This is a genomic window from Streptomyces sp. NPDC001514, from assembly GCF_053597075.1.
On the sequence record NZ_JBSFHO010000001.1, the window covers coordinates 537,498 to 562,058 of the forward strand.

The 24,561-nt window shown below is 70.3% G+C and carries 24 protein-coding genes and 1 riboswitch; of the genes, 18 read left to right on the top strand and 6 right to left on the bottom strand.

Features of this window, described 5'->3' with window-relative positions; translation table 11 throughout:
• Positions 1-157: 157 nt before the first annotated feature.
• From glyA to gcvT, 3 genes are all read right to left on the bottom strand, one after another.
• Positions 158-1,417, bottom strand: coding sequence for a serine hydroxymethyltransferase (gene glyA, locus ACWCXB_RS02335; RefSeq protein WP_450718074.1), 1,260 nt, complete (start codon positions 1,415-1,417; stop codon positions 158-160).
• Between the two features lie 24 nt (positions 1,418-1,441).
• Entirely contained in the window at positions 1,442-1,816 is a 375-nt protein-coding gene (gene gcvH / locus ACWCXB_RS02340; protein WP_385411919.1) for a glycine cleavage system protein GcvH, read from the bottom strand.
• Between the two features lie 66 nt (positions 1,817-1,882).
• Entirely contained in the window at positions 1,883-2,998 is a 1,116-nt protein-coding gene (gcvT, locus tag ACWCXB_RS02345; protein WP_450718076.1) for a glycine cleavage system aminomethyltransferase GcvT, read from the bottom strand.
• 150 nt (positions 2,999-3,148) lie between these two features.
• Positions 3,149-3,246, bottom strand: a riboswitch (glycine riboswitch).
• 128 nt (positions 3,247-3,374) lie between these two features.
• Here gcvT and ACWCXB_RS02350 point away from each other — a divergent pair.
• From ACWCXB_RS02350 to ACWCXB_RS02400, 11 genes are all read left to right on the top strand, one after another.
• Entirely contained in the window at positions 3,375-4,058 is a 684-nt protein-coding gene (locus tag ACWCXB_RS02350) for an AAA family ATPase (RefSeq protein WP_450718078.1), read from the top strand.
• 129 nt (positions 4,059-4,187) lie between these two features.
• Entirely contained in the window at positions 4,188-4,952 is a 765-nt protein-coding gene (locus ACWCXB_RS02355) for an enhanced serine sensitivity protein SseB (RefSeq protein ID WP_450718080.1), read from the top strand.
• A 112-nt stretch (positions 4,953-5,064) separates the two neighbouring features.
• On the top strand, positions 5,065-5,850 hold the full coding sequence (locus ACWCXB_RS02360) for an enhanced serine sensitivity protein SseB C-terminal domain-containing protein (RefSeq protein WP_450718082.1): 786 nt from the start codon (positions 5,065-5,067) through the stop codon (positions 5,848-5,850).
• A gap of 353 nt (positions 5,851-6,203) precedes the next feature.
• On the top strand, positions 6,204-7,202 hold the full coding sequence (locus ACWCXB_RS02365) for an ABC transporter permease (RefSeq protein WP_450718084.1): 999 nt from the start codon (positions 6,204-6,206) through the stop codon (positions 7,200-7,202).
• A gap of 154 nt (positions 7,203-7,356) precedes the next feature.
• Positions 7,357-9,123, top strand: coding sequence for an ABC transporter substrate-binding protein (locus ACWCXB_RS02370; protein ID WP_450718086.1), 1,767 nt, complete (start codon positions 7,357-7,359; stop codon positions 9,121-9,123).
• Positions 9,124-9,239: 116 nt separating this feature from the next.
• Entirely contained in the window at positions 9,240-10,238 is a 999-nt protein-coding gene (locus tag ACWCXB_RS02375; RefSeq protein ID WP_385411935.1) for an ABC transporter permease, read from the top strand.
• A complete protein-coding gene (locus tag ACWCXB_RS02380) occupies positions 10,235-11,353 on the top strand; it encodes an ABC transporter ATP-binding protein (RefSeq protein ID WP_450718088.1) in 1,119 nt (372 codons plus the stop codon). The genes ACWCXB_RS02375 and ACWCXB_RS02380 overlap by 4 nt, the downstream gene beginning before the upstream one ends.
• Positions 11,354-11,367: 14 nt before the next feature.
• A complete protein-coding gene (locus ACWCXB_RS02385; RefSeq protein WP_450718090.1) occupies positions 11,368-12,543 on the top strand; it encodes an ABC transporter ATP-binding protein in 1,176 nt (391 codons plus the stop codon).
• 151 nt (positions 12,544-12,694) lie between these two features.
• Positions 12,695-13,354 (top strand): trimeric intracellular cation channel family protein, encoded by a 660-nt coding sequence (locus ACWCXB_RS02390; protein ID WP_450718092.1) that lies wholly within the window; start codon positions 12,695-12,697, stop codon positions 13,352-13,354.
• Between the two features lie 91 nt (positions 13,355-13,445).
• Positions 13,446-14,309: a thioesterase family protein gene (locus tag ACWCXB_RS02395; RefSeq protein ID WP_450718094.1), complete on the top strand. Its 864-nt coding sequence runs from the start codon at positions 13,446-13,448 to the stop codon at positions 14,307-14,309.
• A gap of 180 nt (positions 14,310-14,489) precedes the next feature.
• Entirely contained in the window at positions 14,490-15,017 is a 528-nt protein-coding gene (locus ACWCXB_RS02400; RefSeq protein WP_450718096.1) for a hypothetical protein, read from the top strand.
• Here the strand turns inward: ACWCXB_RS02400 and ACWCXB_RS02405 are convergent.
• Complete coding sequence (locus tag ACWCXB_RS02405) at positions 15,014-15,697, bottom strand: TetR family transcriptional regulator (RefSeq protein WP_450718098.1); 684 nt, start codon at positions 15,695-15,697, stop codon at positions 15,014-15,016. The genes ACWCXB_RS02400 and ACWCXB_RS02405 overlap by 4 nt on opposite strands.
• 109 nt (positions 15,698-15,806) lie before the next feature.
• Here ACWCXB_RS02405 and ACWCXB_RS02410 point away from each other — a divergent pair, with 109 nt between their 5' ends.
• The 3 genes from ACWCXB_RS02410 to ACWCXB_RS02420 all read left to right on the top strand — a co-directional run bounded on the left by ACWCXB_RS02410 (position 15,807) and on the right by ACWCXB_RS02420 (position 17,535).
• Positions 15,807-15,968, top strand: coding sequence for a hypothetical protein (locus ACWCXB_RS02410; RefSeq protein ID WP_450718210.1), 162 nt, complete (start codon positions 15,807-15,809; stop codon positions 15,966-15,968).
• A 16-nt stretch (positions 15,969-15,984) separates the two neighbouring features.
• Positions 15,985-16,260: a DUF4190 domain-containing protein gene (locus ACWCXB_RS02415; protein WP_450718100.1), complete on the top strand. Its 276-nt coding sequence runs from the start codon at positions 15,985-15,987 to the stop codon at positions 16,258-16,260.
• A gap of 111 nt (positions 16,261-16,371) precedes the next feature.
• Complete coding sequence (locus ACWCXB_RS02420; RefSeq protein ID WP_450718102.1) at positions 16,372-17,535, top strand: cysteine desulfurase family protein; 1,164 nt, start codon at positions 16,372-16,374, stop codon at positions 17,533-17,535.
• A gap of 112 nt (positions 17,536-17,647) precedes the next feature.
• On the opposite strand, the gene ACWCXB_RS02425 is transcribed toward ACWCXB_RS02420, so the two are convergent.
• Positions 17,648-18,334 (bottom strand): N-acetylmuramoyl-L-alanine amidase, encoded by a 687-nt coding sequence (locus tag ACWCXB_RS02425; protein ID WP_450718104.1) that lies wholly within the window; start codon positions 18,332-18,334, stop codon positions 17,648-17,650.
• Between the two features lie 85 nt (positions 18,335-18,419).
• Here ACWCXB_RS02425 and mnmA point away from each other — a divergent pair, with 85 nt between their 5' ends.
• Complete coding sequence (mnmA, locus tag ACWCXB_RS02430; protein WP_450718106.1) at positions 18,420-19,556, top strand: tRNA 2-thiouridine(34) synthase MnmA; 1,137 nt, start codon at positions 18,420-18,422, stop codon at positions 19,554-19,556.
• Here the strand turns inward: mnmA and ACWCXB_RS02435 are convergent.
• The gene (locus tag ACWCXB_RS02435; protein WP_450718108.1) at positions 19,541-20,347 is read right to left on the bottom strand and encodes an alpha/beta fold hydrolase; all 807 of its coding nucleotides are present in this window, start codon (positions 20,345-20,347) and stop codon (positions 19,541-19,543) included. The genes mnmA and ACWCXB_RS02435 overlap by 16 nt on opposite strands.
• Before the next feature lie 211 nt (positions 20,348-20,558).
• On the opposite strand from ACWCXB_RS02435, the gene ACWCXB_RS02440 reads away from it, so the two are divergent.
• The 3 genes from ACWCXB_RS02440 to ligA are packed head-to-tail and all read left to right on the top strand — an operon-like array spanning position 20,559 to position 24,439.
• Positions 20,559-21,248 (top strand): SDR family oxidoreductase, encoded by a 690-nt coding sequence (locus ACWCXB_RS02440; protein WP_450718110.1) that lies wholly within the window; start codon positions 20,559-20,561, stop codon positions 21,246-21,248.
• Positions 21,245-22,243, top strand: coding sequence for a methionine synthase (locus ACWCXB_RS02445; protein WP_450718111.1), 999 nt, complete (start codon positions 21,245-21,247; stop codon positions 22,241-22,243). Before ACWCXB_RS02440 ends, ACWCXB_RS02445 begins: the two co-directional genes overlap by 4 nt.
• Before the next feature lie 12 nt (positions 22,244-22,255).
• Positions 22,256-24,439 carry an NAD-dependent DNA ligase LigA gene (gene ligA, locus ACWCXB_RS02450; RefSeq protein WP_450718112.1) on the top strand — a complete coding sequence of 728 codons (2,184 nt, stop codon included), beginning with the start codon at positions 22,256-22,258 and terminating at the stop codon, positions 24,437-24,439.
• The last annotated feature ends 122 nt before the right edge of the window (positions 24,440-24,561 follow it).

Here is a 24,561-nt window from a genome sequence, read left to right on the forward strand (position 1 = left end):
GGGGGTACTCCTAGGGGGTGGTAGACGCCGTTGTCTGCCAGGGTGACGCAGAAGAACGAACGGGCGGTACGTGGTGCGGGGCACCGCATTCACCGGTGAGTGCGTGCGGTGCCCCGTTTGTTTTTGTCCTGGCTGTTGCAGCAGCTGTCAGCCGCTGTTACAGACCAGGGTAAAGCGGGTGCTTCGCGGCCAGTGCCGAGACGCGTGCCTTGAGGGCCTCACCGTCGTACGAGGGCTTGAGCACCTCGGCGATGATGTCGGCGACCTCGCGGAAGTCCTCGGCCTGGAAACCGCGGGTCGCGAGCGCCGGCGTACCGATCCGCAGACCCGAGGTGACCATCGGCGGGCGAGGGTCGTTCGGGATCGCGTTGCGGTTGACCGTGATGCCGACCTCGTGCAGCCGGTCCTCGGCCTGCTGGCCGTCCAGCTCCGAGTGTCGCAGGTCGACGAGGACCAGGTGGACGTCCGTGCCACCGGACAGGACCGAGACGCCCGCCTGCTTGACGTCGTCCTGGACGAGGCGCTCGGCGATGATCTTCGAGCCCTCCAGGGTGCGCTGCTGGCGCTCCTTGAACTCCTCGGAGGCCGCGACCTTGAAGGAGACGGCCTTGGCCGCGATCACATGCTCGAGCGGACCGCCCTGCTGACCGGGGAAGACCGCGGAGTTGATCTTCTTGGCCAGCTCGGCCGTGCAGAGGATCACACCGCCGCGCGGGCCGCCCAGCGTCTTGTGCGTGGTCGTGGTCACGACATGGGCGTGCGGCACCGGGTTCGGGTGCAGACCCGCCGCGACCAGGCCCGCGAAGTGGGCCATGTCGACCATCAGGTACGCGCCGACCTCGTCCGCGATCCGGCGGAAGGCGGCGAAGTCCAGCTGGCGCGGGTACGCGGACCAGCCGGCGACGATCAGCTTCGGCTTGGACTCCTTGGCGAGCCGCTCGACCTCGGCCATGTCGACCTGGCCGGTGGCGTCGTCGACGTGGTACGCGACCACGTTGTAGAGCTTGCCGGAGAAGTTGATCTTCATGCCGTGGGTCAGGTGCCCGCCGTGCGCGAGGTTCAGACCCATGATCGTGTCGCCCGGCTTCAGCAGCGCGAACATCGCGGCGGCGTTGGCCTGGGCGCCCGAATGCGGCTGCACATTGGCGTGCTCGGCGCCGAAGAGCTCCTTGATGCGGTCGATGGCGATCTGCTCGACGACATCGACGTGCTCGCAGCCGCCGTAGTAGCGGCGGCCCGGGTAGCCCTCGGCGTACTTGTTGGTGAGGACGGAGCCCTGGGCCTCCATGACCGCGACCGGAGCGAAGTTCTCCGAGGCGATCATTTCCAGGGTGGACTGCTGACGGTGGAGCTCGGCGTCGACAGCGGCGGCGACGTCCGGGTCGAGCTCGTGGAGAGGGGTGTTGAGAAGCGACATCACGCGATCCCTAAGGGTTTCTGGTCAGCTGGCGAAGTCGGTGTACTCGTCCGCGGAGAGCAGGTCCTTCGGCTCCTCCGCGACGCGAACCTTGAACAGCCAGCCGCCCTCGAACGGGGCGGAGTTCACCAGCGACGGGTCGTCCACGACGTCCTGGTTGGCCTCGACGACCTCGCCGGTCACCGGGGAGTACAGGTCGCTGACCGACTTGGTCGACTCCAGCTCGCCGCAGGACTCGCCCGCGGTCACCGTGTCACCGACCTCCGGGAGCTGGACGTAGACGACATCGCCGAGTGCGTTCGCCGCGTGCTCCGTGATGCCGACCGTCGACACGCCGTCCTCGGCGGCCGACAGCCACTCGTGCTCCTTGCTGTAGCGCAGCTGCTGGGGGTTGCTCATGAGCTGAATTCTCCTGTACGCGGGGGAGTGCTGCTGATGGGGGCTGCTTGAGAGACTGCTGAGGGCTTACTTCTGGCGCTTGTAGAAGGGAAGCGCCACGACCTCGTACGGCTCATGGGTACCGCGGATGTCGACGCCTACGCCCTCGGCTCCGGGCGTGGCGTGCGCCGCGTCCACGTAGGCCATGGCGATCGGCTTGCCCAGGGTCGGCGACGGCGCGCCCGAGGTGACCTCGCCGATGACCTCGCCGGCCGCGACCACGGGCATCCCGGCACGCGGAACCCGGCGGCCCTCGGCGATCAGGCCGACCAGCTTGCGCGGCGGGTTCGTCGCGGCGCGCTCGGCGGCGGCCTCGAGGGCCGTACGGCCGACGAAGTCGCCCTCCTTCTCGAACTTCACGACCCGGCCGAGGCCCGCGTCGAAGGGGGTGAGCCCGGTGGTCAGCTCGTGCCCGTACAGCGGCATGCCCGCCTCCAGGCGGAGCGTGTCGCGGCAGGAGAGGCCGCAGGGCACGAGACCGACGGGCGCGCCGGCCTCGGTCAGCGCCTGCCACAGCTTCTCCGCGTGCCGGGGCTCGACGAAGAGCTCGAAGCCGTCCTCGCCCGTGTAGCCGGTGCGGGCGATCAGCGCGGGGACGCCGGCGACGGTGCCGGGCAGGCCCGCGTAGTACTTCAGTCCGTCCAGATCGGCGTCGGTGAGCGACTTGAGGATGCCGGGCGACTCGGGGCCCTGTACGGCGATGAGCGCATACGCGTCACGGTCGTCGCGTACATCGGCGTCGAAGCCGGCGGCACGCTCGGTGAGGGCGTCGAGGACGATCTGCGCGTTCGAGGCGTTGGCGACGACCATGTACTGGGTCTCGCCGAGGCGGTAGACGATCAGGTCGTCGAGGATGCCGCCGTTCTCCTGGCAGATCATCGTGTAGCGGGCGCGGCCGACGGCGACACCGCCGATGTTGCCGACCAGCGCGTGGTCCAGCAGGGCGGCGGCCTGCGGCCCGGTGACGGTGATCTCACCCATGTGGGAGAGGTCGAAGAGACCTGCCTTGGTGCGTACGGCGTTGTGCTCGTCGCGCTCACTGCCGTACCGCAGCGGCATGTCCCAGCCGGCGAAGTCGGTCATGGTCGCGCCCAGCGAGCGATGCAGCGCATCGAGGGCGGTGAGACGGGGGGTGGTGCTCATGGATAGGGCTCCCAGGGCATGACTGGCGAGGACGATCCTCCCCATCTGTCATCGAAACCTGAGAGGTTCATCACGACCACATATGCGTGTGATCACGACTTGCACCTTGGGTGGAGCCGCAGGACCTGCGACTCGCTTTTCAGATCTGCCTCATCGCGCGCGGTACGGGGCCTGAGAGATTCAAGGGAGGTACTTGCTCCTTCGGCGCCCGGCGCACACAGTGACCAGGACTCTCCCGCGCGGATTCAAGCGGCCGGTATGCAGTTTGCGCGGACATCATTGCACGGGCGCTCCGATCGGCAAATCACTTGTTGGTCATTACCTTTTCTTTAAGCTTCCTGGGCAGGGTCACGATGACCCGACAAGGGGGAGAGCGATGACGTTGCAGCGGTCAGGTGCCTACATGACGACGACAGCGGGTGTGCGCGTGCGGTCCGGCGTGCCCGGTGTGCCCGCGCGCGGGCTGCTGGGGGCGCCCGCGCCCGTGGTGCGTGACCTGCGGGATCGTGGGGGGCGCGGCCCGCGGAGCCTGGTGTTCGCCCAGGGCGACGTGGTCGTGATCTCCGGCCTGCCCGGAAGCGGCAAGTCCACGCTGATCCGGCGCGCGGCCGAGGGCGGCGGGATCGACTCCCAGGACACCCGGGACCGCTGGGACGAGCGGATGCCGCGGTTCCTGCCGTACGCGGTGTACCGCCCGCTGGTCCGTCTCGCCCACTACGCCGGGCTGTGGCGCGCGCTGCGTTCCGGCGCGGGTGTGGTCGTCCACGACTGCGGCACCCAGTCCTGGGTCCGCCGCTGGCTGGCCCGAGAGGCCCGGCGGCGCGGGCGCGCCCTCCACCTGCTGCTCCTCGACGTCACCCCGTCGGTCGCGCGGGCCGGCCAGCGGGAGCGCGGCCGCGGAGTGTCCCCCTACGCCTTCAGCCGGCATCGGTACGCGGTCTCCCGCCTCGTCCGCGACGCGGAGCGCGGCCGCCTGCCCGCGGGGTGCGCCTCCGCCACGATCCTGGACCGGGACGCGGCGACCGTCCTGACCCGGATCGGCTTCACCCCGGCGGCGTGAGGCGGCGGGGGCCATGCCCGCGCCCCGAATCCGCCGGACGGGCTTGACAGGCGTGGCCGGTACGCTGCTTGCCCAGGACATCGCGGCCCGAGCGCGGGCCGCACCGGGACGGGGAAGCAGGGAAACGCAGTGGACACGACATGGCCCGCCAATGAGCTCGAAGAGGTGCTCGCCGCGTCGCTCGGCAACCCCGGCGCCGGCGGCCGGCTCCTCGAGGTGCTCGGGCGGAGCCATGTCTGGGTGCCGCTGCCCAACGGCGGCGGACCCGGGAGCGCCGCCCTCGACCTGCCGACCCTGGACATCGACGGGGCACCCTACGTGCCCGTCTACAGCTCGCAGCAGCAGTTCCTGCAGTGCGTCGGCGACCGGATGTCCGGCACCGTCGCGCCCGCGATCGAGTTCGCCCGCGGACTGCCCCCTCAGCTCGGGATCGCCGTGAATCCCGGCGGCGCCGTCGGCGTACCCCTGCCGCCGCCCGCGGTCGCCGAGCTGTGCCGGGTCGGGCGCACGCCCCTGGACGGGCCCGCCGGCGGGGGCCGGGTGCGGCTGTTCGAGCCGGACTGGCAGGACGAGCCGATCGACTTCCTCGCGGCCGCGGCCGGTGAGTTCGAGGAGACCGGCGTGGTCCAGACCGCCCGCCGCGTTCTGGCCAGCATCGAGGGCGACGCGCCGACGCTGTTCATCGGTGTCCAACTCTCCGCCTGGGAGGGCCACCACCGCACCGCCCCCATGGACGCCCTCGGTCGTGCGCTCGGCCGCGTGGCCGTGAAGTGGCCGGTCAACCTGGTCCTCCTGGACATCGCCCAGGACCCCGTGGGCGACTGGATGCTCAACCGCGTCCGGCCCTTCTACACCCGGCAGTACCCGCAGCCGCACGCCCACTCGCACGTGTAGTGGTCAAGTCGGTGTGAGTACGGCCGCTTAAGCTGGTTTGATGACGTGGTCGCCGCACTTGCCCGGTGCGGCCGCACACACCATGGCGGATCGAAGAGGGGCGGGACCCACAGTGAGTGCGTCAGGCACCGCGGCGGCCGGGCAGGTCGAGCACATGCTGCGCCAGGTGACGCCCGGACGCTACGACGCGTACGAGGCATTGCTGCACGCCCTCGCCGAAAGCCGGCTCTGGATGCTGCTCTGGCACGGTCGGTCCGGCTCTCCCGATGCCCAGTACGGGAACATGGAGGTGGACGGCCAGGGCTACGCCCCCTGCGTCACCTCCGCCCAGGAGCTCGCCGCCTCCGGCTGGAACCGCGCGCACGAGGTCGTCACCGGCGCCGACATCGCCCGAGCCCTCTTCCCCGACCGCTGGGGCATCTGGCTCAATCCGCACGCGCCCGGCGGCGGCGTCGGCATCCCCTGGCTCGACCTGCGCCGGATTGCCACGGGCCTCGACCGGATGCCCGCGGGGCCACTGCGGCTGACCGAGCCCGCCATCGAGATCCCCCAGTTCTACGCCCTGCTCACGCAGAACGCCCATCGCACCCCCGCCGTCCGCTCCCTGCGCAGGGCCTGGGTGCAGCCCGCACTCGGCGCCCCGTATCTCGCCATCGGTCTCGATCTGTACGACACGGGGCAGCAGTCCGTCGAGGCCGTCCGCGCGATGATGCAGCAGTCGATCGCCGCCGTCCCCGACGGCCTCCCCGTCTCCACCGTCGCCATGTCCGACGAGTACGACCCGGTGACCATGTGGCTGCGGGCCAACGCCCGCCCGTTCTACGACCGCGAGGCCCACGGCGCACCGCCCCAGCAGCCGGGGTACGGATACCCTCCCGCCGCCCCGCGGGCGTACTGAACCGCGCACGGACCGCCCTCTCCTTCAGGGGTCAATTCACCTGGCATGGACGGAATTTGCGCCGCATGTCCGGTCTGACGGATTAGCGGCCGAGTGGTCCGCTCAGTCGATCTCCCGGTCCGGATAACGGAAGCTGACTGACCGCATCACGTTTACGCAAACATTCCCCATCAGGTCTGGCGGGTGATCGCGGACCCATTGAAGACTCCCCGGAAACAAGCACCTTCGGACCTGCGTGCGACTAGCCGGTCGGTTAGGTGCTCGTCCCGCACACACTGCACCACTGTTGGAGCCAAGCCGCTACAGCGGCAGGCGCGGGTCGACCACAGTCGGCCGAGAGGGGTCCCACCACGATGACGGCACCACTGCACGACACGACAGCGGCTGAGACCGCGGCTGTTGATGTCGCCGCGGATGTCCCCCGGAAGGCGATCGAGGGCCGGTCCCCGTGGCAGATCGCCTGGACCCGGCTCAAGCGGGACAAACTCGCCCTCGCGGGCGGTGCCGTCGTGTTCTTCCTGATCCTGGTCGCGGTCCTCGCGCCGCTGATCGTGGGCCTGCTCGGCCACCCGCCGGACGAGTTCCACGAGGACCAGATCGACCCGCTCTTCGGCACTCCGATCGGCTCCTACGGCGGCATCAGCTCCGACTTCCTCCTCGGCGTTGAGCCGGTCAACGGCCGTGATGTCTTCAGCCGCATCGTCTACGGTGCCCGGATCTCGCTCCTCGTCGCCTTTCTCGCGGCGGTCTTCGCGGTCCTCCTCGGCACGATCCTCGGCATCGTGGCCGGCTACTTCGGCGGCTGGATCGACGCGGCGCTCAGCCGGGTCATGGACGTCATGCTCGCCTTCCCGCAGCTGCTCTTCACCATCGCCCTGGTCTCCGTCCTCCCCAACGAGCTCCTCGGAGTCTCCGGGTCCGGAGTTCGCATCGGCGCCCTGGTGGTCGTGATCGGGTTCTTCGGCTGGCCGTACGTGGGCCGGATCGTCCGCGGCCAGACCCTCTCGCTGCGCGAGCGCGAGTACGTCGAGGCCGCGCGCAGCCTGGGTGCCGGCCGCCTCTACGTCCTGCGCCGGGAGCTGCTGCCCAACCTGATCGCCCCGATCACCGTCTACGCGACGCTCATGATCCCCACCAACATCCTCACCGAAGCGGCCCTCAGCTTCCTCGGTGCGGGCGTGAAGCCTCCCACTGCTTCCTGGGGCCAGATGCTGTCGACGGCCATCACCACCTATGAATCGGACCCCCTGTTCATGGTGATCCCGGGCCTCGCGATCTTCGTCACCGTACTGGCGTTCAATCTCTTCGGCGACGGCGTGCGAGACGCGCTCGACCCGAAGGGAGCTCGCTGACCGCCTGCCGATCGCTCGTCGCTCGGCACCTGATCCTCCGCGATGAGCCGTCCGGAAGGAACCGCAAGACCGCCCCTGCCGCTGGCGACAGGTGGCCAATCCCCAAACGGCGGACCGCCGTAACGGCCGCCACTAATTCGGAGGTTGCGAGAGCATGACACTGAACAGCCCAGCGCGGCGCCGACTCGCCGCGGGCGCACTGCTCGCCGCGGCCACCATGCTCGTCACCACGGCGTGCGGTGGTGGCGACGACGGTGGCAACAAGGGCAAGAGCGGCGCTGCGGGCTTCAACGCCGCGGTGAACAAGGTCGCCAACGCCTCGGACAAGAAGGGCGGCGAGCTGAAGTTCATCGGCTCGCAGGACGCCGACTCGTGGGACCCGCAGCGCGGCTACTACGGCTTCATGTGGGACTTCGCCCGCTACTACACCCGCCAGCTGGTCTCCTTCAAGGCCGTCCCGGGTGAGGGCTCCACCGAGCTGGTCTCCGACCTCGCCACCGACACCGGCAAGGTCTCGGCCGACGGCCTGACCTACACCTTCACGCTGAAGGACGGGGTGACCTGGGAGGACGGCAAGCCGATCACCTCCAAGGACATCAAGTACGGCATCGAGCGCATCTGGGCCCAGGACGTCATCTCCGGTGGCCCGATCTACCTCCAGCAGGTCCTCGACCCCAAGGGCGAGTACAAGGGTCCCTACAAGGACACCTCCGCGGACAAGCTCGGCCTGAAGGCGATCGAGACCCCGGACGACAAGACCATCATCTTCAAGCTGCCGGTCGCCAACGGTGACTTCCTGCAGATGCTGGCCATGCCCGCCGCCTCCCCGGTCCGCCAGGACATGGACACCAAGGCCAAGTACGGCCTGAAGCCCTTCTCCTCCGGCCCGTACAAGTGGCAGGAGTACACCCCCAACAAGTCGATGCTGCTCGTCCGCAACGACAAGTGGGACGCCAAGACGGACACCATCCGCAAGGCGCTGCCGGACAAGATCAGCGTCAAGCTGACCACCAACGCCGACGACATGGACAACCGTCTGATCGAGGGCGAGTACGACCTCGACCTCAACGCCACCGGCGTCGGTGCGGCGGCCCGCGCCAAGGTGCTCCAGCAGCACAAGGAGAACGCGGACAACCCGCAGACCGGCTTCATCCGCTACGCGGTCTTCCCGCAGACGGTCATCGACAACGTCGAGTGCCGCAAGGCGATCATCTACGCTGCCGACTCCAAGTCCCTGCAGACCGCCCGTGGTGGCCCGCAGGCCGGTGGCGACATCGCCACCAACATGCTGCCGCCGGCGATCAAGGGTGCCGACCCGAAGGCCGACCCGTACGGCAAGCTCGGCGGTAAGCCGGACCTCGCCAAGGCGAAGGAAGCGCTGAAGAAGTGCGGTAAGCCCAACGGCTTCAAGACCACCATCGCGGTCCGCAACAACAAGAAGGTCGAGATCGCGACCGCCGAGTCCCTCCAGCAGTCGCTGAAGGCCGTCGGCATCGACGCCCAGATCGACCAGTTCGACGGTGCCCAGACCTCCGGCATCATCGGTTCGCCGAAGGTGGTCAAGGAGAAGGGCTACGGCATCATCATCATGGGCTGGGGCGCCGACTTCCCGACCGGTCAGGGCTTCATGCAGCCGCTGGTGGACGGCCGTTTCATCCTCCAGAGCGGTAACAACAACTTCTCGGAGCTGAACGACCCGGCGATCAACGGGCTGTTCGACCAGGCGCTCAAGGAGACCGACCCGGACAAGGCCGGCGAGTTCTACAAGCAGATCAACACGAAGGTCTCGGAGGCCGCGGTCTACCTGCCCTTCACCCACGAGAAGAACATCATCTGGCGCAGCTCGCGACTGACCAACGTCTACACGGCCGACGCCTACAACGGCCGCTACGACTACGCGTCGCTCGGCGTCGTCAAGTAACCCTCCACCCGCTCCAACGGCGCACCACCCGCCGCTAGGTCCGAAGGGCAGGTGATGGCCGTGCGCGGCGGCCGGGGAATCCGATCGGATTCCCCGGCCGCCGCCCGGCCGACCGCATGCTTGCATATATCGTCCGACGGCTGTTCGCCGTCGCAGTGATGCTGCTCGTCGTCACCCTGGTGACGTTCGGCATCTTCTTCCTCATCCCCAAGATGACCGGCAGCGACCCTGCCGCGATGTTCGTCGGCAAGCAGGCGGATCCGGCTGCCATTGAGGGCATCCGTCAGAAGCTGGGCCTGGACGAGCCGATCCTGGTGCAGTTCTGGCACTTCGTATCCGGAATCTTCGTCGGCCGCGACTACGTCGGCGGCGGCGAGACCATCCACTGTGCGGCGCCCTGCTTCGGCTACTCCTTCCGTACCGAGCAGGAGGTCTGGGACATGCTCCTCGACGGCCTCCCGGTGACGATCTCCATGGTCCTCGGTGCCGCGGTGCTCTGGCTGATCCTGGGTGTCACCGCCGGTGTGCTCTCCGCGCTCAAGCGCGGCACGGTCGTCGACCGGATCGCGATGATCACCGCGCTCGCCGGTGTCTCGCTCCCCATCTACTTCACCGCCATGCTGGCGATGCTGGTCTTCCGAACCCAGCTGGGCTGGCTCAACGCCGAGTACGTGCCGATCAGCGAGTCGCTCGGCGGCTGGTTCGGCGGCCTGCTGCTGCCCTGGGTCACCCTCGCCTTCCTCTACGCGGCGATGTACGCGCGGCTCACCCGCGCCACCATGCTGGAAGTGCTCGGCGAGGACTACATCCGCACGGCACGGGCCAAGGGCCTGCCGGAGCCGGTCGTGCTCGGCAAGCACGCCATGCGCTCCACCATGACCCCCATCCTGACCATCTTCGGCATGGACCTCGGCGCCCTCGTCGGTGGCGCGGTCCTGACCGAGACCGCGTTCGATCTGCACGGCCTCGGCTACGCGGCCTACAAGGCGGTGAGCGACCGCGACCTGCCGCTGATCCTGGCGGTGACGCTCATCACCGCGGCCTGTGTCGTCATCGCGAACCTCGTGGTGGACCTTCTGTACGCGGTGATCGACCCCCGAGTGAGGCTCGCATGACGGACAAGCTGTCGAAGACCGGAGCTGCCGTGGGCGAGCCGGTCGCGTCCGGACAGTCCGCACCGTCCGACGCGTTCCTGGACGTGCGCGACCTGAAGATCCACTTTCCGACGGACGACGGCCTCGTCAAGTCCGTCGACGGCCTCACCTTCCAGCTGGAGAAGGGCAAGACCCTCGGCATCGTGGGCGAGTCCGGCTCCGGCAAGTCGGTGACCTCGCTCGGCATCATGGGTCTGCACACCGTCGGGCAGTACGGGCGGCAGAAGGCGCGGATCTCCGGCGAGATCTGGCTCAACGGCCAGGAACTGCTCTCCGCCGACCCCGACTCCGTGCGCCGGCTGCGCGGACGCGAGATGGCGATGATCTTCCAGGATCCGCTGTCGGCGATGCACCCGTACTACACGGTCGGCCACCAGATCGTGGAGGCCTACCGGGTCCACAACAACGTGGACAAGAAGACCGCCCGCAAGCGCGCGGTCGAGCTCCTCGACCGCGTCGGCATCCCCGAGCCGGGCAAGCGCGTCGACAACTATCCGCACGAGTTCTCCGGCGGTATGCGCCAGCGCGCGATGATCGCGATGGCTCTGGTCAACAACCCCGAGCTGCTCATCGCCGACGAGCCGACGACCGCACTGGACGTGACCGTCCAGGCGCAGATCCTCGACCTGATCCGGGATCTGCAGAAGGAGTTCGGCTCCGCGGTCATCATCATCACCCACGACCTGGGCGTCGTCGCCGAGCTGGCCGACGACATCCTGGTGATGTACGGCGGCCGCTGCGTCGAGCGCGGACCGGCCGAGTCGGTGTTCTACGAGCCGCAGCACCCCTACACCTGGGGCCTGCTCGGCTCGATGCCGCGCATCGACCGGGAGCAGACCGACCGGCTCATCCCGGTCAAGGGATCGCCGCCCAGCCTCATCAACGTCCCCAGCGGCTGCGCCTTCCACCCGCGCTGCCCGTACGCGGACCTGCCCAAGGACGGCATCACCCGCACCGTTCGTCCCGAGCTGAAGCTGGCGACGGGCGGGGACGGCGGCCGTCATTGGTCCGCGTGCCACCTGCCGCAGGAGGAGCGGACCCGGATCTGGACCGAAGAGATTGCGCCGAAGCTGTGAGCGAGAAGAGTGACGTGACGATTCCGGCGCAGGCCGCCGCCTCGCCCTCCGCGCCCGAGCCGCTGCTCCGGGTGGACGGCCTGGTCAAGCACTTCCCCATCAAGAAGGGGCTGCTGCAGCGTCAGGTCGGTGCCGTGAAGGCGGTCGACGGGATCTCCTTCGACGTACGTCCGGGGGAGACCCTGGGCGTGGTCGGCGAGTCCGGCTGCGGCAAGTCGACGATGGGCCGACTGATCACCCGTCTCCTCGAACCGACGGGCGGCACGGTCGAGTTCCAGGGGACCGACATCTCGCACCTGGGTGTGGCCAAGATGCGCCCGCTGCGGCGGGACGTCCAGATGATCTTCCAGGACCCGTACGGCTCGCTGAACCCGAGGCACACGGTCGGCTCGATCGTCTCGGCGCCGTTCCGGCTCCAGGGCGTCGAGCCCGAGGGCGGGATCAAGAGGGAGGTGCAGCGGCTGCTCGGCCTGGTGGGCCTCAACCCCGAGCACTACAACCGCTATCCGCACGAGTTCTCCGGCGGTCAGCGGCAGCGCATCGGCATCGCGCGGGCGCTGGCCCTGAAGCCGAAGCTGGTCGTCGCGGACGAGCCGGTCTCCGCGCTGGACGTGTCGATCCAGGCGCAGGTGGTGAACCTCCTGGACGACCTCCAGGAGGAGCTGGGCCTGACGTACGTCATCATCGCGCACGACCTGTCGGTCATCCGGCACGTGTCGGACCGGATCGCGGTGATGTACCTCGGCAAGATCGTGGAGCTGGCGGACCGCAAGTCGCTGTACGAGTCGCCGATGCACCCGTACACCAAGGCCCTGATGTCGGCGGTGCCGGTGCCGGACCCGCGGCGCCGGGGTGCGAAGAGCGAGCGGATCCTGCTGAAGGGCGATGTCCCGTCGCCGATCTCCCCGCCGAGCGGATGCCGCTTCCACACCCGGTGCTGGAAGGCGACGGAGATCTGCAAGACGCAGGAGCCGCCGCTGCTGGAGCTCCGCCCGGGCCAGCAGGTCGCCTGTCATCACCCGGAGGGCGCGGCGGACCAGGCCCCGGACGAGCCTGTGCTCCCGTCGGCCCGCGAGGCGATAGAGATCGTGACGATCACGAAGCCCGAGGCTTCGGAGGAGTCGGAGGAGCCGGCGGTCGCCGAGCCGGAGGCCGAGGCTCCGGAGTCGGACGAGTCCCCCGAGAAGTAGTCACCGGGCCCCGGGGCGAGCGGTTCCGCAAGGACCGCCCCCCGGGGTGTGCCCACCGGCCCGCACCCGGACGGCAACCCTGGTCCCCATTGGCGCCCCTGGGGGCCAGGGTGGGGCCGGGGACCCTCGAGCGGGGCGGCACAATTGGCCGGTGCTCCACGAACTGTTCACGCCCTCCGTCCAGCATGTGACCGACCTCGTCGGGATCTTCGTCTTCGCGATCTCCGGCGCTCTCCTCGCCGTACGCAAGAACTTCGACGTCTTCGGCATCGCCGTGCTCGCCGAGGTCACGGCCCTGGGCGGTGGACTGTTCCGGGACCTGGTCATCGGCGCCGTGCCGCCCGCCGCGTTCACGGATCTCGGCTACTTCGTCATGCCGCTCGTCGCTGCCGCGCTCGTCTTCTTCCTGCACCCCGAGGTCGAGCGCATCCAGGGCGCGGTCAACGTGTTCGACGCGGCGGGACTCGGCCTCTTCTGCGTCACCGGGACGACCAAGGCGTACGAGTACGGCCTCGGCCTCACCTCATCCGCGGTTCTCGGCCTCGCCACCGCCGTCGGTGGCGGCGTGCTGCGCGACGTACTCGCCAACGAGGTGCCGTCGCTGCTCCGCTGGGACCGCGACCTCTACGCCGTGCCGGCCATCGTCGGCGCCACGATGGTGGTGCTCTGCATCCGCTTCGACGCGCTCACGGCCCTCACCAGCGGACTCGCCGTGGTGTCGACCTTCCTCCTGCGCCTCCTCGCCATGCGCTTCCACTGGCGGGCGCCCCGCGCCTGGAACCGTCGGTCCTCTGCCGCCGAGGAGGCCTGAGCTCCCTCGCGCTCGCCAGAGGAGGCCTGAGCTCCCTCGCGCTCGCCATGAAAAGCTACCGCTTAGTAGTTATCTGTTGTACGGTTCAGGCATGGCACAGGTGGCACAGGCAACCATCGGGAACAGCGAGTTCGACCGCGACACCGCTGTCGCCCTGCGCGACCCGGACGTCCCGGGCGTGTACGACGCGGAGCTCTCCGCCGGCTGGACGATCATCCATGCCGTCAACGGCGGCTATCTGCTGGCGCTGCTCGGCCGTGCCCTTGGCGACGCCCTGCCGCACCCGGACCCCTTCAGCGTCTCGGCGCACTACCTCAGCCCGTCCGCGCCGGCCCCCGCCGTGATCCGCACCGAGACCATCCGCACCGGGCGCACCCTCTCCACCGGCCAGGCCTCCCTCTTCCAGTACGCGGAGGACGGCACCGAGGTCGAGCGTATCCGCGTCCTCGCCACCTACGGCGATCTCGAGGCCCTCCCGGACGACGTCCGTACGACCGCGAAGCCGCCGGCCATCCCGCCGTACGAACACTGCCTCGGCCCGGCCGACGGCCCCGCGCCCGCCATCCCCGGCTCCTCGGCGATCACCGAGCGGCTGGACATCAAGCTCGACCCCGCCACCGTCGGCTGGGCCGTGGGTGCGCCCTCCGGCAAGGGCGAGATGCGCGGCTGGTTCGGGCTCGCCGACGGGCGCGACGCCGACCCGCTGTCGCTCCTGCTCACGGTCGACGCACTGCCGCCGACCTCGTTCGAGCTGGGCCTCAAGGGCTGGACCCCGACGGTCGAACTCACCACCCACGTACGGTGCCGGCCGGCCCCCGGCCCGCTGCGGGTCGCCATCACCACCCGGAACCTCGCGGGCGGCTTCCTCGAGGAGGACGCCGAGGTCTGGGACAGTGCGGACCGTCTGGTCGCCCAGTCCCGCCAGCTGGCGAAGGCGCCGCTGACGACCGGCTGATCACCGGCTCCGGCCGGGTGACGGCGAGGTGACCGCCGGGCCTGCCGCCCGTCGCAGGCGATCGGCACCCGGCCGAGTGCGTGCCGAGTGTCGGTCCACGGCGTCGGCGGTACCCGCATGGCAGGCTCGCCGCACGGCGGCGGACGGGACACGGTGTGCGCCTCCGATGCGGGAGGCCCGGTGGATGTCAGTACGTTCTACGCACTCTTCGCAGCCACCTGCTTCACGCTGGTCGGCCTCTGGTGGAACGTGGTGCAGGGCCACCCGGAGTGGCTGCGCGAGCCGGCGCTGCGCCGGACCGTCGGCGGTATCTATCTCTCCTTCCTGCTGCCCGCGCTCATGGGCCTGTTCGCGCAGGTCGGCGGGACCGAGACCCCGGCGGTCTGGCGGTTCAGCTTCGTCGTGCTCGCCGTGATCGGCTGCGTGTCGACGCTGCGTCTGACCGGGCGCAGCCGCCGGGACGGCTCGTCCGTGCAGTTGACCCTGGCGCAGGCGGCCGCGGCTCTGTTCTACGCCTTGATCGCGGTGGTGGGCGCGGCGCCCGAGCTCGCCGGCGTCGTCGGCCTGCAGCCGATCCAGGCCGAGGCGGTGCTGCTGATCCTGCTGGTCGTGCTGGGTCACGGGCTGGTGTGGAGGTTCATGGCCGGCGAGGGGCGCCCCGCCGAGGCGGGCGAGGCACGCGTCGGACACGTATCGGACCCCGACTAGTCGCGGTCCTCCAGCCAGTGGCGGCGCCCCAGCGTGACCAGGCGCAGCCGGTCGCGTGCGATGCGGGCGACCTCATGTGCGTCCGGTACTGCGTCCGGGCCGCCGGCCTCTCGGGCTTCTCCGGCCTCTCCGGGCTCTCCGGCTTCCAGGGCTTCCAGGAACGCCGACGCGGTCATCACCATGTGGTCGACGTACATCCCGGCCAGCATCCGCAGGTCCGCCTCGCTCCAGCCCTCGGACACCGGCTCCCGGGCGAGCGCATCGGCGACATCCTCGGTGAAGCGGTGCAGTTGGGCCGCGATGGCCGCGCGGACCCGGCCGACACCTCCGTGCCGTTCGCGCGCGATGAAGCGGAAGTGGGCGGGCTGCTCCCGTACATGACGGGCGATGAGATCCACCGTGCGTTCGATCCGCAGCTCCGCGTCGCCCGTCTCCGCCAGGATCGCGCCGATGAGGCCGTGCAGGCTGCCGAGGGTCTCCTCGACCAGTGCCACACCGAGCTCGGCGAGATCCGCGAAGTGCCGGTAGAACGCGGTCGGCGCCACCCCGACAGCCCGGGTCACCTCGCGCAGGCCGAGGCTGCTCAGGCTCTGGTGCTCCAGCAGCCGCAGTGCCGCGTCCAGGAGCGCCTGACGGGTCTTCAATTTCTGGGCCTGGCGGATGCCGACGGTGTGACTCATGCCATTCAGTAAACAACCGTTCTCCGGTTCTGGGAAGACTAGACTGAGAAGTCAGTGAACAGTCGTACTCGTAATCGATCTCTTCTCGTTCTCGTTCCGCGAAAGGCTGATGATGATCGCCCTCGTCGCCGTGCTCCTTCTGCTGGGAGTCCTCCTGGGTGCCGTGGCTCAGATTCCGCTCCCCGCGTCCGCCGTCGCCGCCGCCGTGATCGGCACCTGGCTGCTCGTCTTCGCCGTACGTGAGCGGCTCGCCCGCCGCCGCACCCACTGAACCCGGGAGCTGGACCATGGAACTCGCCCCCTCCGCCCGCCGGTTCGCCGGGACGACGCGGGACGCCGACGGCATGGCCGTCGCGGCGTTTGTGCTCGGCCTGGTCGGCCTGCTGGTGATGAACGTGATCCTCGGCCCCGCAGCGATCGTGCTCGCCGGGCTCGCCCTGTGGCGCGGGACGGCCCGCCGTGCCCGCGCCCTGCTCGGCCTCGCCCTCGGCGTCGCCGACCTCGTCGTCCTCGCCGTGCTCCTGAACGGCAACGGGACGGTCGCCTGGAACTTCGGCGGCTGATCCCGGGCTCTTACGGACCCCCGGCGCTGCCCACGTCGGCCGGTCGGCCGACCGAGCCGGTGCCCGGGCGGCGCGAGCCGGTGCCCGGCGGCTCGTAGAATCGTGGGCACCATGGCTTACCTCGACCACGCCGCGACCACTCCGATGCTTCCGGAGGCGATCGAGGCGATGACCGCCCAGCTCGCCGTCACCGGCAACGCCTCGTCGTTGCACGCCGCGGGCCGGCGGGCCCGCCGTACCGTCGAGGAGGCCCGCGAGACACTCGCCGAGGCGCTCGGGGCACGACCCAGCGAGGTCGTCCTCACCTCCGGCGGCACCGAGGCCGACAATCTCGCCGTGAAGGGCCTGTACTGGGCCCGCCGGGACGCCGACCCGCGCCGCACCCGGGTCCTGGCCGCTCCCGTCGAGCACCACGCCGTCCTGGACGCCGTGCACTGGCTCGGCGAGCACGAGGGCGCGAACGTGGAGTATCTGCCCGTCGACCCGTACGGACGCGTGCACCCCGAGGCGCTGCGCGAGGCGATCGAGCGCGACCCGGACGATGTCGCCTTCGCCACCGTCATGTGGGCCAACAACGAGATCGGCACCGTCATGCCGATCCGCGAACTCGCCGACACCGCAGCGGAGTTCGGCATTCCGCTGCACTCCGACGCCGTCCAGGCCTTCGGGCAGCTCGATGTCGACTTCGGCGCGTCCGGCCTCGCGGCGATGACGGTGAGCGGCCACAAGATCGGCGGCCCGTACGGAATCGGCGCCCTGCTGCTCGGCCGCGAGTACAGCCCGGTGCCGGTCCTGCACGGCGGCGGTCAGGAACGCCACGTACGCTCCGGGACCCTCGACGTGCCCGCCGTCGCCGCCTTCGCCGTCGCCGGGCAGCTCGCCGCCGAGCGGCGCGCCGACTTCGCCCACGAGATCGGCGGACTGCGCGACAAGCTGATCGAGGCCGTACGGAGTGCTGTACCGGACGCGATCCTCGGCGGCGACCCCGAGAACCGGCTCCCGGCCAACGCCCACTTCATGTTCCCCGGCTGCGAGGGCGACTCGCTACTGCTCCTCCTGGACGCCCAGGGCATCGAGTGCTCCACCGGCTCCGCCTGCACGGCCGGTGTCGCCCAGCCCAGCCATGTCCTCCTCGCCGCCGGCACCGACCCGGACCTGGCGCGCGGCACACTCCGCTTCAGCCTCGGCCACACCTCGACGGAGGCGGACGTCGAGGCCGTCGCGAAGGTCATCGGCCCGGCGGTCGAGCGCGCGCGGACGGCAGGACTCAGCTGACGGCAGGACTGAACTGACCGCAGGACTGAGCTGACGGCAGGACTGAGCCGACCGCAGGGCTGAGCTGACCGCTGGACTCGTGCCGGCGGCAGGACTCGGCCGGCGGCAGGACTCAGCCGGCGGTCGTCGTCGCGGGCTTCGGCGGGGCGGCCATGGCCTCGCGCACCATCCGTATGTAGCGGTCCCAGTCCCAGTGCGGTCCGGGATCGGTGTGGTCCGTCCCCTGCACCTCGACGTGCCCGATGATGTGCTCCCGGTCCGCCGGGAACCCGTACCGCTTGCATATGTCGGCCGTGAGCCGCGCCGACGCCGTGTACATCGCTTCCGTGAAGTCCTGTGGCCGGTCCACGAAGCCCTCGTGCTCGATCCCGATGCTCCGCTCGTTCATGTCCCGGTTCCCCGCGTGGAACGCGACATCGAGCTCGCGGATCATTTGGGCGATCCGCCCGTCCTTGCCCACCACATAGTGCGCGGCCGCGCCGTGCCCCGGGTCCTTGAAGACCTTGAGGGCGGTCGGATAGCTGCCCTGGACGACATGGATCACGACCCGGTCGATCGTGTAGTCGTCGGGCCGGTCCGCCCGCCGCCAGTTCGCCCGCGCCGCCGCCGTCCACGCCGCGCCCGCGTGGTCTAGCTCGCCCTCCACCCGCTTCTTCTCCATGCCGGGCAGCCGCCACCAGGCACGCCTCAGCTCGTCCCGGGCTGCCACTCCCGCCCCGACGAGTGCCGCGCCGCCGCCGATCAGCACCGCCCGTCGGCCGACGCCGCGCGGCGATGCCGCCTTGCCGCTGCTCCCCATGCCACCCCTCTCCCACTCCCGATCACTTTCCCGAACGTCTACTCGCGAGCCTTCGGTTCCCGCGGCCCCGTACCCTGGTAGGGCTATGACTGAGACTCGCCAGCGCCCCCTCCGTGTCCTCGCCGCCATGTCCGGCGGTGTGGACTCCGCCGTCGCCGCCGCCCGCGCCGCCGAAGCCGGCCACGACGTGACCGGGGTGCACCTCGCGCTCTCCGCGAACCCGCAGTCCTTCCGCACCGGCGCGCGCGGCTGCTGCACCATCGAGGACTCGCGCGACGCCCGCCGCGCCGCCGACGTCATCGGCATTCCGTTCTACGTCTGGGACCTCGCCGAGCGCTTCCGCGAGGACGTCGTCGAGGACTTCGTCGCGGAGTACGAGGCGGGCCGTACCCCGAACCCGTGTCTGCGGTGCAACGAGAAGATCAAGTTCGCCGCGCTGCTGGACAAGGCCCTGGCCCTCGGCTTCGACGCCGTGTGCACGGGCCACTACGCCACGGTGGTCGTCCGCGAGGACGGCACCCGCGAGCTGCACCGGGCCAGCGACATGGCCAAGGACCAGTCGTACGTCCTCGGCGTGCTCGACGAGAGGCAGCTCGCCCACGCGATGTTCCCGCTCGGCGACACCCTCACCACCAAGGACGAGATCCGCGCGGAGGCCGAGCGCCGTGGTCTCGCCGTGGCGAAGAAGCCCGACAGCCACGACATCTGCTTCATCGCCGACGGCGACACCCAGGGATTCCTCGCCAAGCGGCTCGGCAAGGCCGAGGGCGACATCGTCGACGAGACCGGCACGAGGCTCGGCACCCACGACGGCGCGTACGGCTTCACCATCGGCCAGCGCAAGGGCCTGCGCATCGGCCACCCCGCCCCCGACGGCAAGCCGCGCTACGTCCTGGACATCTCGCCCGTCAACAACACCGTGACGGTGGGCCCCGCCGAGGCCCTCGAAGTCACCGCCCTCACCGCGATCAAGCCCCGCTGGTGCGGCACCGCCCCGGCCGGCCCGGGCACGTACACGGCGCAGCTGCGCGCACACGGCGGTGAGACCGAAGTGACCGCCGAACTCGTCGACGGCACGGAGCTCCGGGTCGCCTTCGACGAGCCGGTGCGGGGCGTGGCACCCGGCCAGGCGATCGTCCTGTACGAGGGGACGCGCGTCGTCGGCTCGGCGACGATCGCGACGACGACGCGGCGCGCGACGGCTGACTACGCCGCGAAGTAGTCCTCCAGCACCGGCGCCAGTACATGCGGCGCCACCTCGTGCGTCTGACCGGTCAGCGTGCGGTGGCGGCCATGGGGGAGCGTTTCGGAGATCACCCGGACCGTCTCCCGCTGCCAGCCCGGGCTCGCGCCGCCGTCGACCACCATCACGCGCGCGGTGACCTCGCGCAGCCGCTGCGTCGGCACCCGGGCGTCGCCCATGACCGCGTGGTCGTACGCCAGGGTGTGCGCGAGTGCCTCCAGCTCCCCCCAGAGGGGGGAGCGACGGAGCTGGGCGAGCGTCCCGGGCGGCATCGTCCCGCCCAGGAAGAGTTCCAGGGCGTCCCCGCGGCGGTCCTCGGCGAGCAGGCCGTCCAGGCGCGCCCGCTGGGCGGCGCTCTCCCGGCGGCCGGCCGGGTCGGTCAGGAAGGGGGGCTCATAGACGGACAGTCGGGTGATGGGCAGTCCGGCCGCCGCCGCCTCCAGGGCCAGCGCCCCGCCCGATGACATCCCGTGGACGGACGCACTGCCGCCCGCCGCGTCGACGATCGCCGCGAGGTCCTCGATCTCGCGCTCCACGGCGTACGGAGAGGTGTCCCCGCTGGCGCCGCGGCCGCGCCGGTCGTACGTGATCACACTGAACCGGTGCGCGAGCAGGGCGGCGAGCGGGGCTTCGTCCGCGGCCGTGGCCAGCGCGCCGCTCACCAGGATCACGGGAGGCCCGGCCCCCTGGCGCTCGTACGCGATGACGGTGCCGTCCTCCGAAATCGCCCTTCCCCGGTTCCTGCTCAGCGTCGTGTTCGGGTTTTCCATGTCCTGGTGACCGGTGCCGCGCCCCGAACTCATCGGCGCCGGACAGGATTTCCGGAAAAATCTTGAGCGGGCGCCCGATGGTGATGGTGGACCGGCTGCCGGTGGTCGACCGTACGGTGGACTTCCTGGCCGGCACTCGCCCACCCGGAGACCGTGACATCAGCGGCTACCGCCGCGGGCGCGGGGGTCCGGTGATGCGAGCATTACTGGCATGGCTACACATCTGATCACCGGGGCAGGCTCCGGCATCGGCGCGGCCGTCGCGCGCCGGCTGCACGAGCGTGGCGACGAGCTCGTGCTGCTGGCCAGGGACGCGGGGCGCGCCAAGGAGCTCGCCCAGGCCTACCCCGGCTCCCGCACCCTCGTCGGCGACCTCGCCGCACCCGACCGGCTCTCCTGGGCGTTCTCGCACCAGACGATGCCCGAGCGGCTCGACTCCCTCCTGCACATCGCGGGCATCGTGGACCTGGGCCGGATCGGCGACCTCACGCCGAAGACGTGGCACGCCCAGCTCGATGTGAACCTGGTGGCCCCGGCCGAGCTGACCCGGCTGGTGCTGCCCCAACTCCGGGTCGCCCAGGGCACGGTGATCTTCGTGAACTCGGGGGAGGGCCTCAATGCCCATGCCGAGTGGGGCGCCTATGCGGCCTCCAAGCACGGGCTGAAGGCGCTCGCCGACTCGCTGCGCCACGAGGAGAAGCCGAACGGCGTCCGGGTCACCTCCGTCTATCCGGGGCGCACGGCCAGCCCCATGCAGGCCAAGGTGCACCAGCAGGAGGGCAAGGAGTACGACGCGACGCAGTGGATCGACCCGGAGTCGGTCGCCACGGCGATCCTCACGGCGCTCGATCTGCCGCGCGACGCGGAGATCAACGACCTGACGGTGCGGCCGGGCCGATGAGCGACGACTTCGTCCGGGGCCCCGCCACCGGGGTCGGTTCGATGCCCGGCGGCGACGCGCGCGAGGCCGCCAGGACCGTCACCGGGTCCTGCGAGGACTTCCCTTTTCTGCCGGAGCTTCCCGCCCGCGGCCCCGGCGCCGACATGATCGGGCGGACCATCGGTCTGCTCGTCGAGATGTACGCGCACGTCGAGCCCAGCGGCTGGCGCGTCAGCGATCGCCCGGGCCGGGACACCCGGCGGGCCAGGTCCTGGCTCGGGGAGGACCTGGACGCGCTGGAGGAGTTCACGCAGGGGTACGAGGGCCCGCTCAAGGTCCAGGCCGTCGGGCCGTGGACGCTCGCGGCGGCCCTGGAGCTCAGGAGCGGCGAGGCAGCCCTGGGCGACGCGGGCGCCTGCCGCGACCTCGCGGGCTCGCTCGCCGAGGGGCTGCGCACGCATCTCGCCGAGGTACGCCGCCGCGTCCCCGGAGCCCAGGTGCTCCTGCAGCTCGACGAGCCGTCGCTCACGGCCGTCCTGCGCGGCCATGTCAGGACCGCCAGCGGCTACCGCACGTACCGCGCGGTGGACCGGCAGATCGTCGAGAGCGGGCTGCGGGACGTGATGGGCGCCGCCGACGGGCCGGTGGTCGTGCACTCGTGCGCGCCGGACGTGCCGTTCGCGCTGCTGCGCCGGGCCGGCGTCGCAGGTGTCTCGTTCGATTTCGGCCTTCTCACCGAGCGTGACGAGGAGGCGATCGGTGAGGCTGTGGAGGGCGGTACGAAGCTCTTCGCGGGGGTCGTGGCGTCCACGGACGGTCCATTGTCGGACCCTGCCGGTAGCGTCATGGGTGTCAGGACGCTGTGGCGCAGGCTGGGGCTGAATCCGGGGACTCTCGCCGAGTCCGTGGTGATCACTCCGTCGTGCGGGCTCGCGGGCGCTTCGCCCGCGTATGCGCGCGCGGCCCTCGCGCACTGCGTCAGAGCGGCGAGATCGCTCGCGGACAACCCTGAGTGACGGAGGACGAAGGTGGCTGTCGAACAGCAGGGGTCGGTGCCCGCCGAGGCGCGCGAGAAGCATGCCCAGCTGGCCGAGCAGGTCGAGGAGCACCGCTTCCGGTACTACGTGAAGGACCAGCCGGTCATCAGCGACGCCGAGTTCGACAAGCTCCTGCGTTCGCTGGAGGCGCTGGAGGAGGAGTATTCGGAGCTGCGCACGCCGGATTCGCCGACCCAGAAGGTCGCGGGGGCGTACGAGACGGAACTCGCCAAGGTCGAGCACCGCGAGCGGATGCTCTCCCTCGACAACGCCTTCGACGAGGCGGAGCTGGCGGCCTGGGCGGACCGCATCGCCAAGGAGGTCGGCACGTCGTCGTACCACTTCCTGTGCGAGCTGAAGGTCGACGGCCTCGCGGTCAATCTGACGTACGAGATGGGCCGGCTGACCCGCGCCGCAACCCGCGGCGACGGTCGCACCGGCGAGGACATCACGCCCAATGTGCGGACGATCGGGGATATTCCGGAGCGGCTGAGCGGTGACCGTGTGCCGGATCTGGTCGAGATCCGGGGCGAGGTCTACTTCCCGATGGAGGCCTTCGAGGAGCTCAACGCCCGACGGGTCGCCGCGGGCGAGCAGCCGTACGCCAACCCCCGTAACTCCGCATCGGGTTCGCTGCGCCAGAAGGACCCGAAGGTCACCGCGACCCTCCCGCTGCACATGGTGGTGCACGGCATCGGTGCGCGCGCGGGCCTGGAGATCCAGCGGCTCTCGGAGGCGTACGAGCTGCTGCGCGCGTGGGGCCTGCCGACCGCCCGGCACTACAAGGTGGTGGACTCCCTCGACGAGGTCCGTGAGTTCATCGCGTACTACGGCGAGCACCGTCACTCGGTGGAGCACGAGATCGACGGCGTCGTCGTCAAGCTCGACGAGATCCCGCTCCAGGGCCGCCTCGGCTCGACCTCGCGGGCGCCCCGCTGGGCCATCGCATGGAAGTACGCGCCGGAGGAGGTGAACACCAAGCTCGTCGACATCAAGGTGGGCGTGGGGCGCACCGGCCGGATCACGCCGTACGCGCAGGTGGAGCCGGTGAAGGTCGCGGGCTCCGAGGTCGAGTTCGCCACGCTCCACAACCAGGACGTGGTGAAGGCCAAGGGCGTCCTCATCGGCGACACGGTCGTGCTGCGCAAGGCCGGCGATGTCATTCCGGAGATCCTCGGGCCGGTGGTGGACCTGAGGGACGGCACCGAGCGGGAGTTCGTGATGCCGGCCGAGTGCCCCGAGTGCGGCACGGCGCTGCGGCCCATGAAGGAGGGCGACATCGACCTCCGCTGCCCCAACGCCCGCTCCTGCCCGGCCCAGTTGCGTGAACGTCTCTTCTATCTCGCCGGGCGCAAGTGCCTGGACATCGAGAACTTCGGCTATGTGGCCGCCGCGGCACTCACCAAGCCCCTGGAGCCCGCCGACCCGCCGCTCGTCGACGAGGGCGGTCTGTTCGATCTCACCGTCGAGCAGCTGCTCCCCATCAAGGCGTACGTCCTGGACCAGGACAGCGGCCTGCCCAAGCGCGACCCGAAGACCGGCGAGGAGAAGATCGTCACGGTCTTCGCCAACCAACAGGGCGAGCCCAAGAAGAACACCCTCGCGATGCTGGAGAACATCGCGGCGGCGAAGGAGCGCCCGCTCGCCCGCATCATCACCGGCCTGTCCATCCGCCACGTAGGCCCGGTCGCGGCGGAGGCACTCGCCCGCGAGTTCCGCTCGATCGACCGGATCGAGCGGGCCACCGAGGAGGAGCTGGCTGCCGTCGACGGCGTCGGCCCGACCATCGCCGCCTCGCTCAAGCAGTGGTTCGAGGAGGAGTGGCATCGCGAGATCCTGCGCAAGTGGCGGGCCGCGGGCGTCCGGACGGAGGAAGAGGGCGCGGGCGAGGACGAGGGGCCGCGCCCCCTCGAAGGCCTGACCGTCGTCGTCACCGGAACTCTGCAGAACTACACCCGGGATGGCGCAAAGGAAGCGCTCCAGAGCCTCGGCGCGAAAGTGACCGGTTCCGTCTCCAAGAAGACCTCATTCGTCGTCGTGGGTGACAACCCCGGTTCGAAGTACGACAAGGCCATGCAGCTCAAGGTGCCGGTGCTCGACGAGGACGGCTTCACGGTGCTGCTCGAACAGGGGCCGGAGGCCGCCCGTGAGGCCGCGATGCCGGCCGAGGAGTAGCACGGATGCTCGGACCCAACTCCCGGCAAAGATCACCCGTTCGGCGCATATCAGATGGATAAGGGTGGCCGGGTCGCATTCGGGCAAGACCTGTAGAGCGCTGCCCGTCAGAGCCTTCTGCG

Excerpts from the sequence above, each read along its gene's own strand:
- glyA (WP_450718074.1), bottom strand. The coding sequence starts at position 1,417 with ATGTCGCTTCTCAACACCCCTCTCCACGAGCTCGACCCGGACGTCGCC.
- gcvH (WP_385411919.1), bottom strand. The coding sequence starts at position 1,816 with ATGAGCAACCCCCAGCAGCTGCGCTACAGCAAGGAGCACGAGTGGCTG.
- gcvT (WP_450718076.1), bottom strand. The coding sequence starts at position 2,998 with ATGAGCACCACCCCCCGTCTCACCGCCCTCGATGCGCTGCATCGCTCG.
- ACWCXB_RS02350 (WP_450718078.1), top strand. The coding sequence starts at position 3,375 with ATGACGTTGCAGCGGTCAGGTGCCTACATGACGACGACAGCGGGTGTG.
- ACWCXB_RS02365 (WP_450718084.1), top strand. The coding sequence starts at position 6,204 with ATGACGGCACCACTGCACGACACGACAGCGGCTGAGACCGCGGCTGTT.
- ACWCXB_RS02370 (WP_450718086.1), top strand. The coding sequence starts at position 7,357 with ATGACACTGAACAGCCCAGCGCGGCGCCGACTCGCCGCGGGCGCACTG.
- ACWCXB_RS02375 (WP_385411935.1), top strand. The coding sequence starts at position 9,240 with ATGCTTGCATATATCGTCCGACGGCTGTTCGCCGTCGCAGTGATGCTG.
- ACWCXB_RS02380 (WP_450718088.1), top strand. The coding sequence starts at position 10,235 with ATGACGGACAAGCTGTCGAAGACCGGAGCTGCCGTGGGCGAGCCGGTC.
- ACWCXB_RS02395 (WP_450718094.1), top strand. The coding sequence starts at position 13,446 with ATGGCACAGGTGGCACAGGCAACCATCGGGAACAGCGAGTTCGACCGC.
- ACWCXB_RS02405 (WP_450718098.1), bottom strand. The coding sequence starts at position 15,697 with ATGAGTCACACCGTCGGCATCCGCCAGGCCCAGAAATTGAAGACCCGT.
- ACWCXB_RS02410 (WP_450718210.1), top strand. The coding sequence starts at position 15,807 with ATGATGATCGCCCTCGTCGCCGTGCTCCTTCTGCTGGGAGTCCTCCTG.
- ACWCXB_RS02415 (WP_450718100.1), top strand. The coding sequence starts at position 15,985 with ATGGAACTCGCCCCCTCCGCCCGCCGGTTCGCCGGGACGACGCGGGAC.
- ACWCXB_RS02420 (WP_450718102.1), top strand. The coding sequence starts at position 16,372 with ATGGCTTACCTCGACCACGCCGCGACCACTCCGATGCTTCCGGAGGCG.
- ACWCXB_RS02425 (WP_450718104.1), bottom strand. The coding sequence starts at position 18,334 with ATGGGGAGCAGCGGCAAGGCGGCATCGCCGCGCGGCGTCGGCCGACGG.
- mnmA (WP_450718106.1), top strand. The coding sequence starts at position 18,420 with ATGACTGAGACTCGCCAGCGCCCCCTCCGTGTCCTCGCCGCCATGTCC.
- ACWCXB_RS02435 (WP_450718108.1), bottom strand. The coding sequence starts at position 20,347 with ATGGAAAACCCGAACACGACGCTGAGCAGGAACCGGGGAAGGGCGATT.
- ACWCXB_RS02440 (WP_450718110.1), top strand. The coding sequence starts at position 20,559 with ATGGCTACACATCTGATCACCGGGGCAGGCTCCGGCATCGGCGCGGCC.
- ACWCXB_RS02445 (WP_450718111.1), top strand. The coding sequence starts at position 21,245 with ATGAGCGACGACTTCGTCCGGGGCCCCGCCACCGGGGTCGGTTCGATG.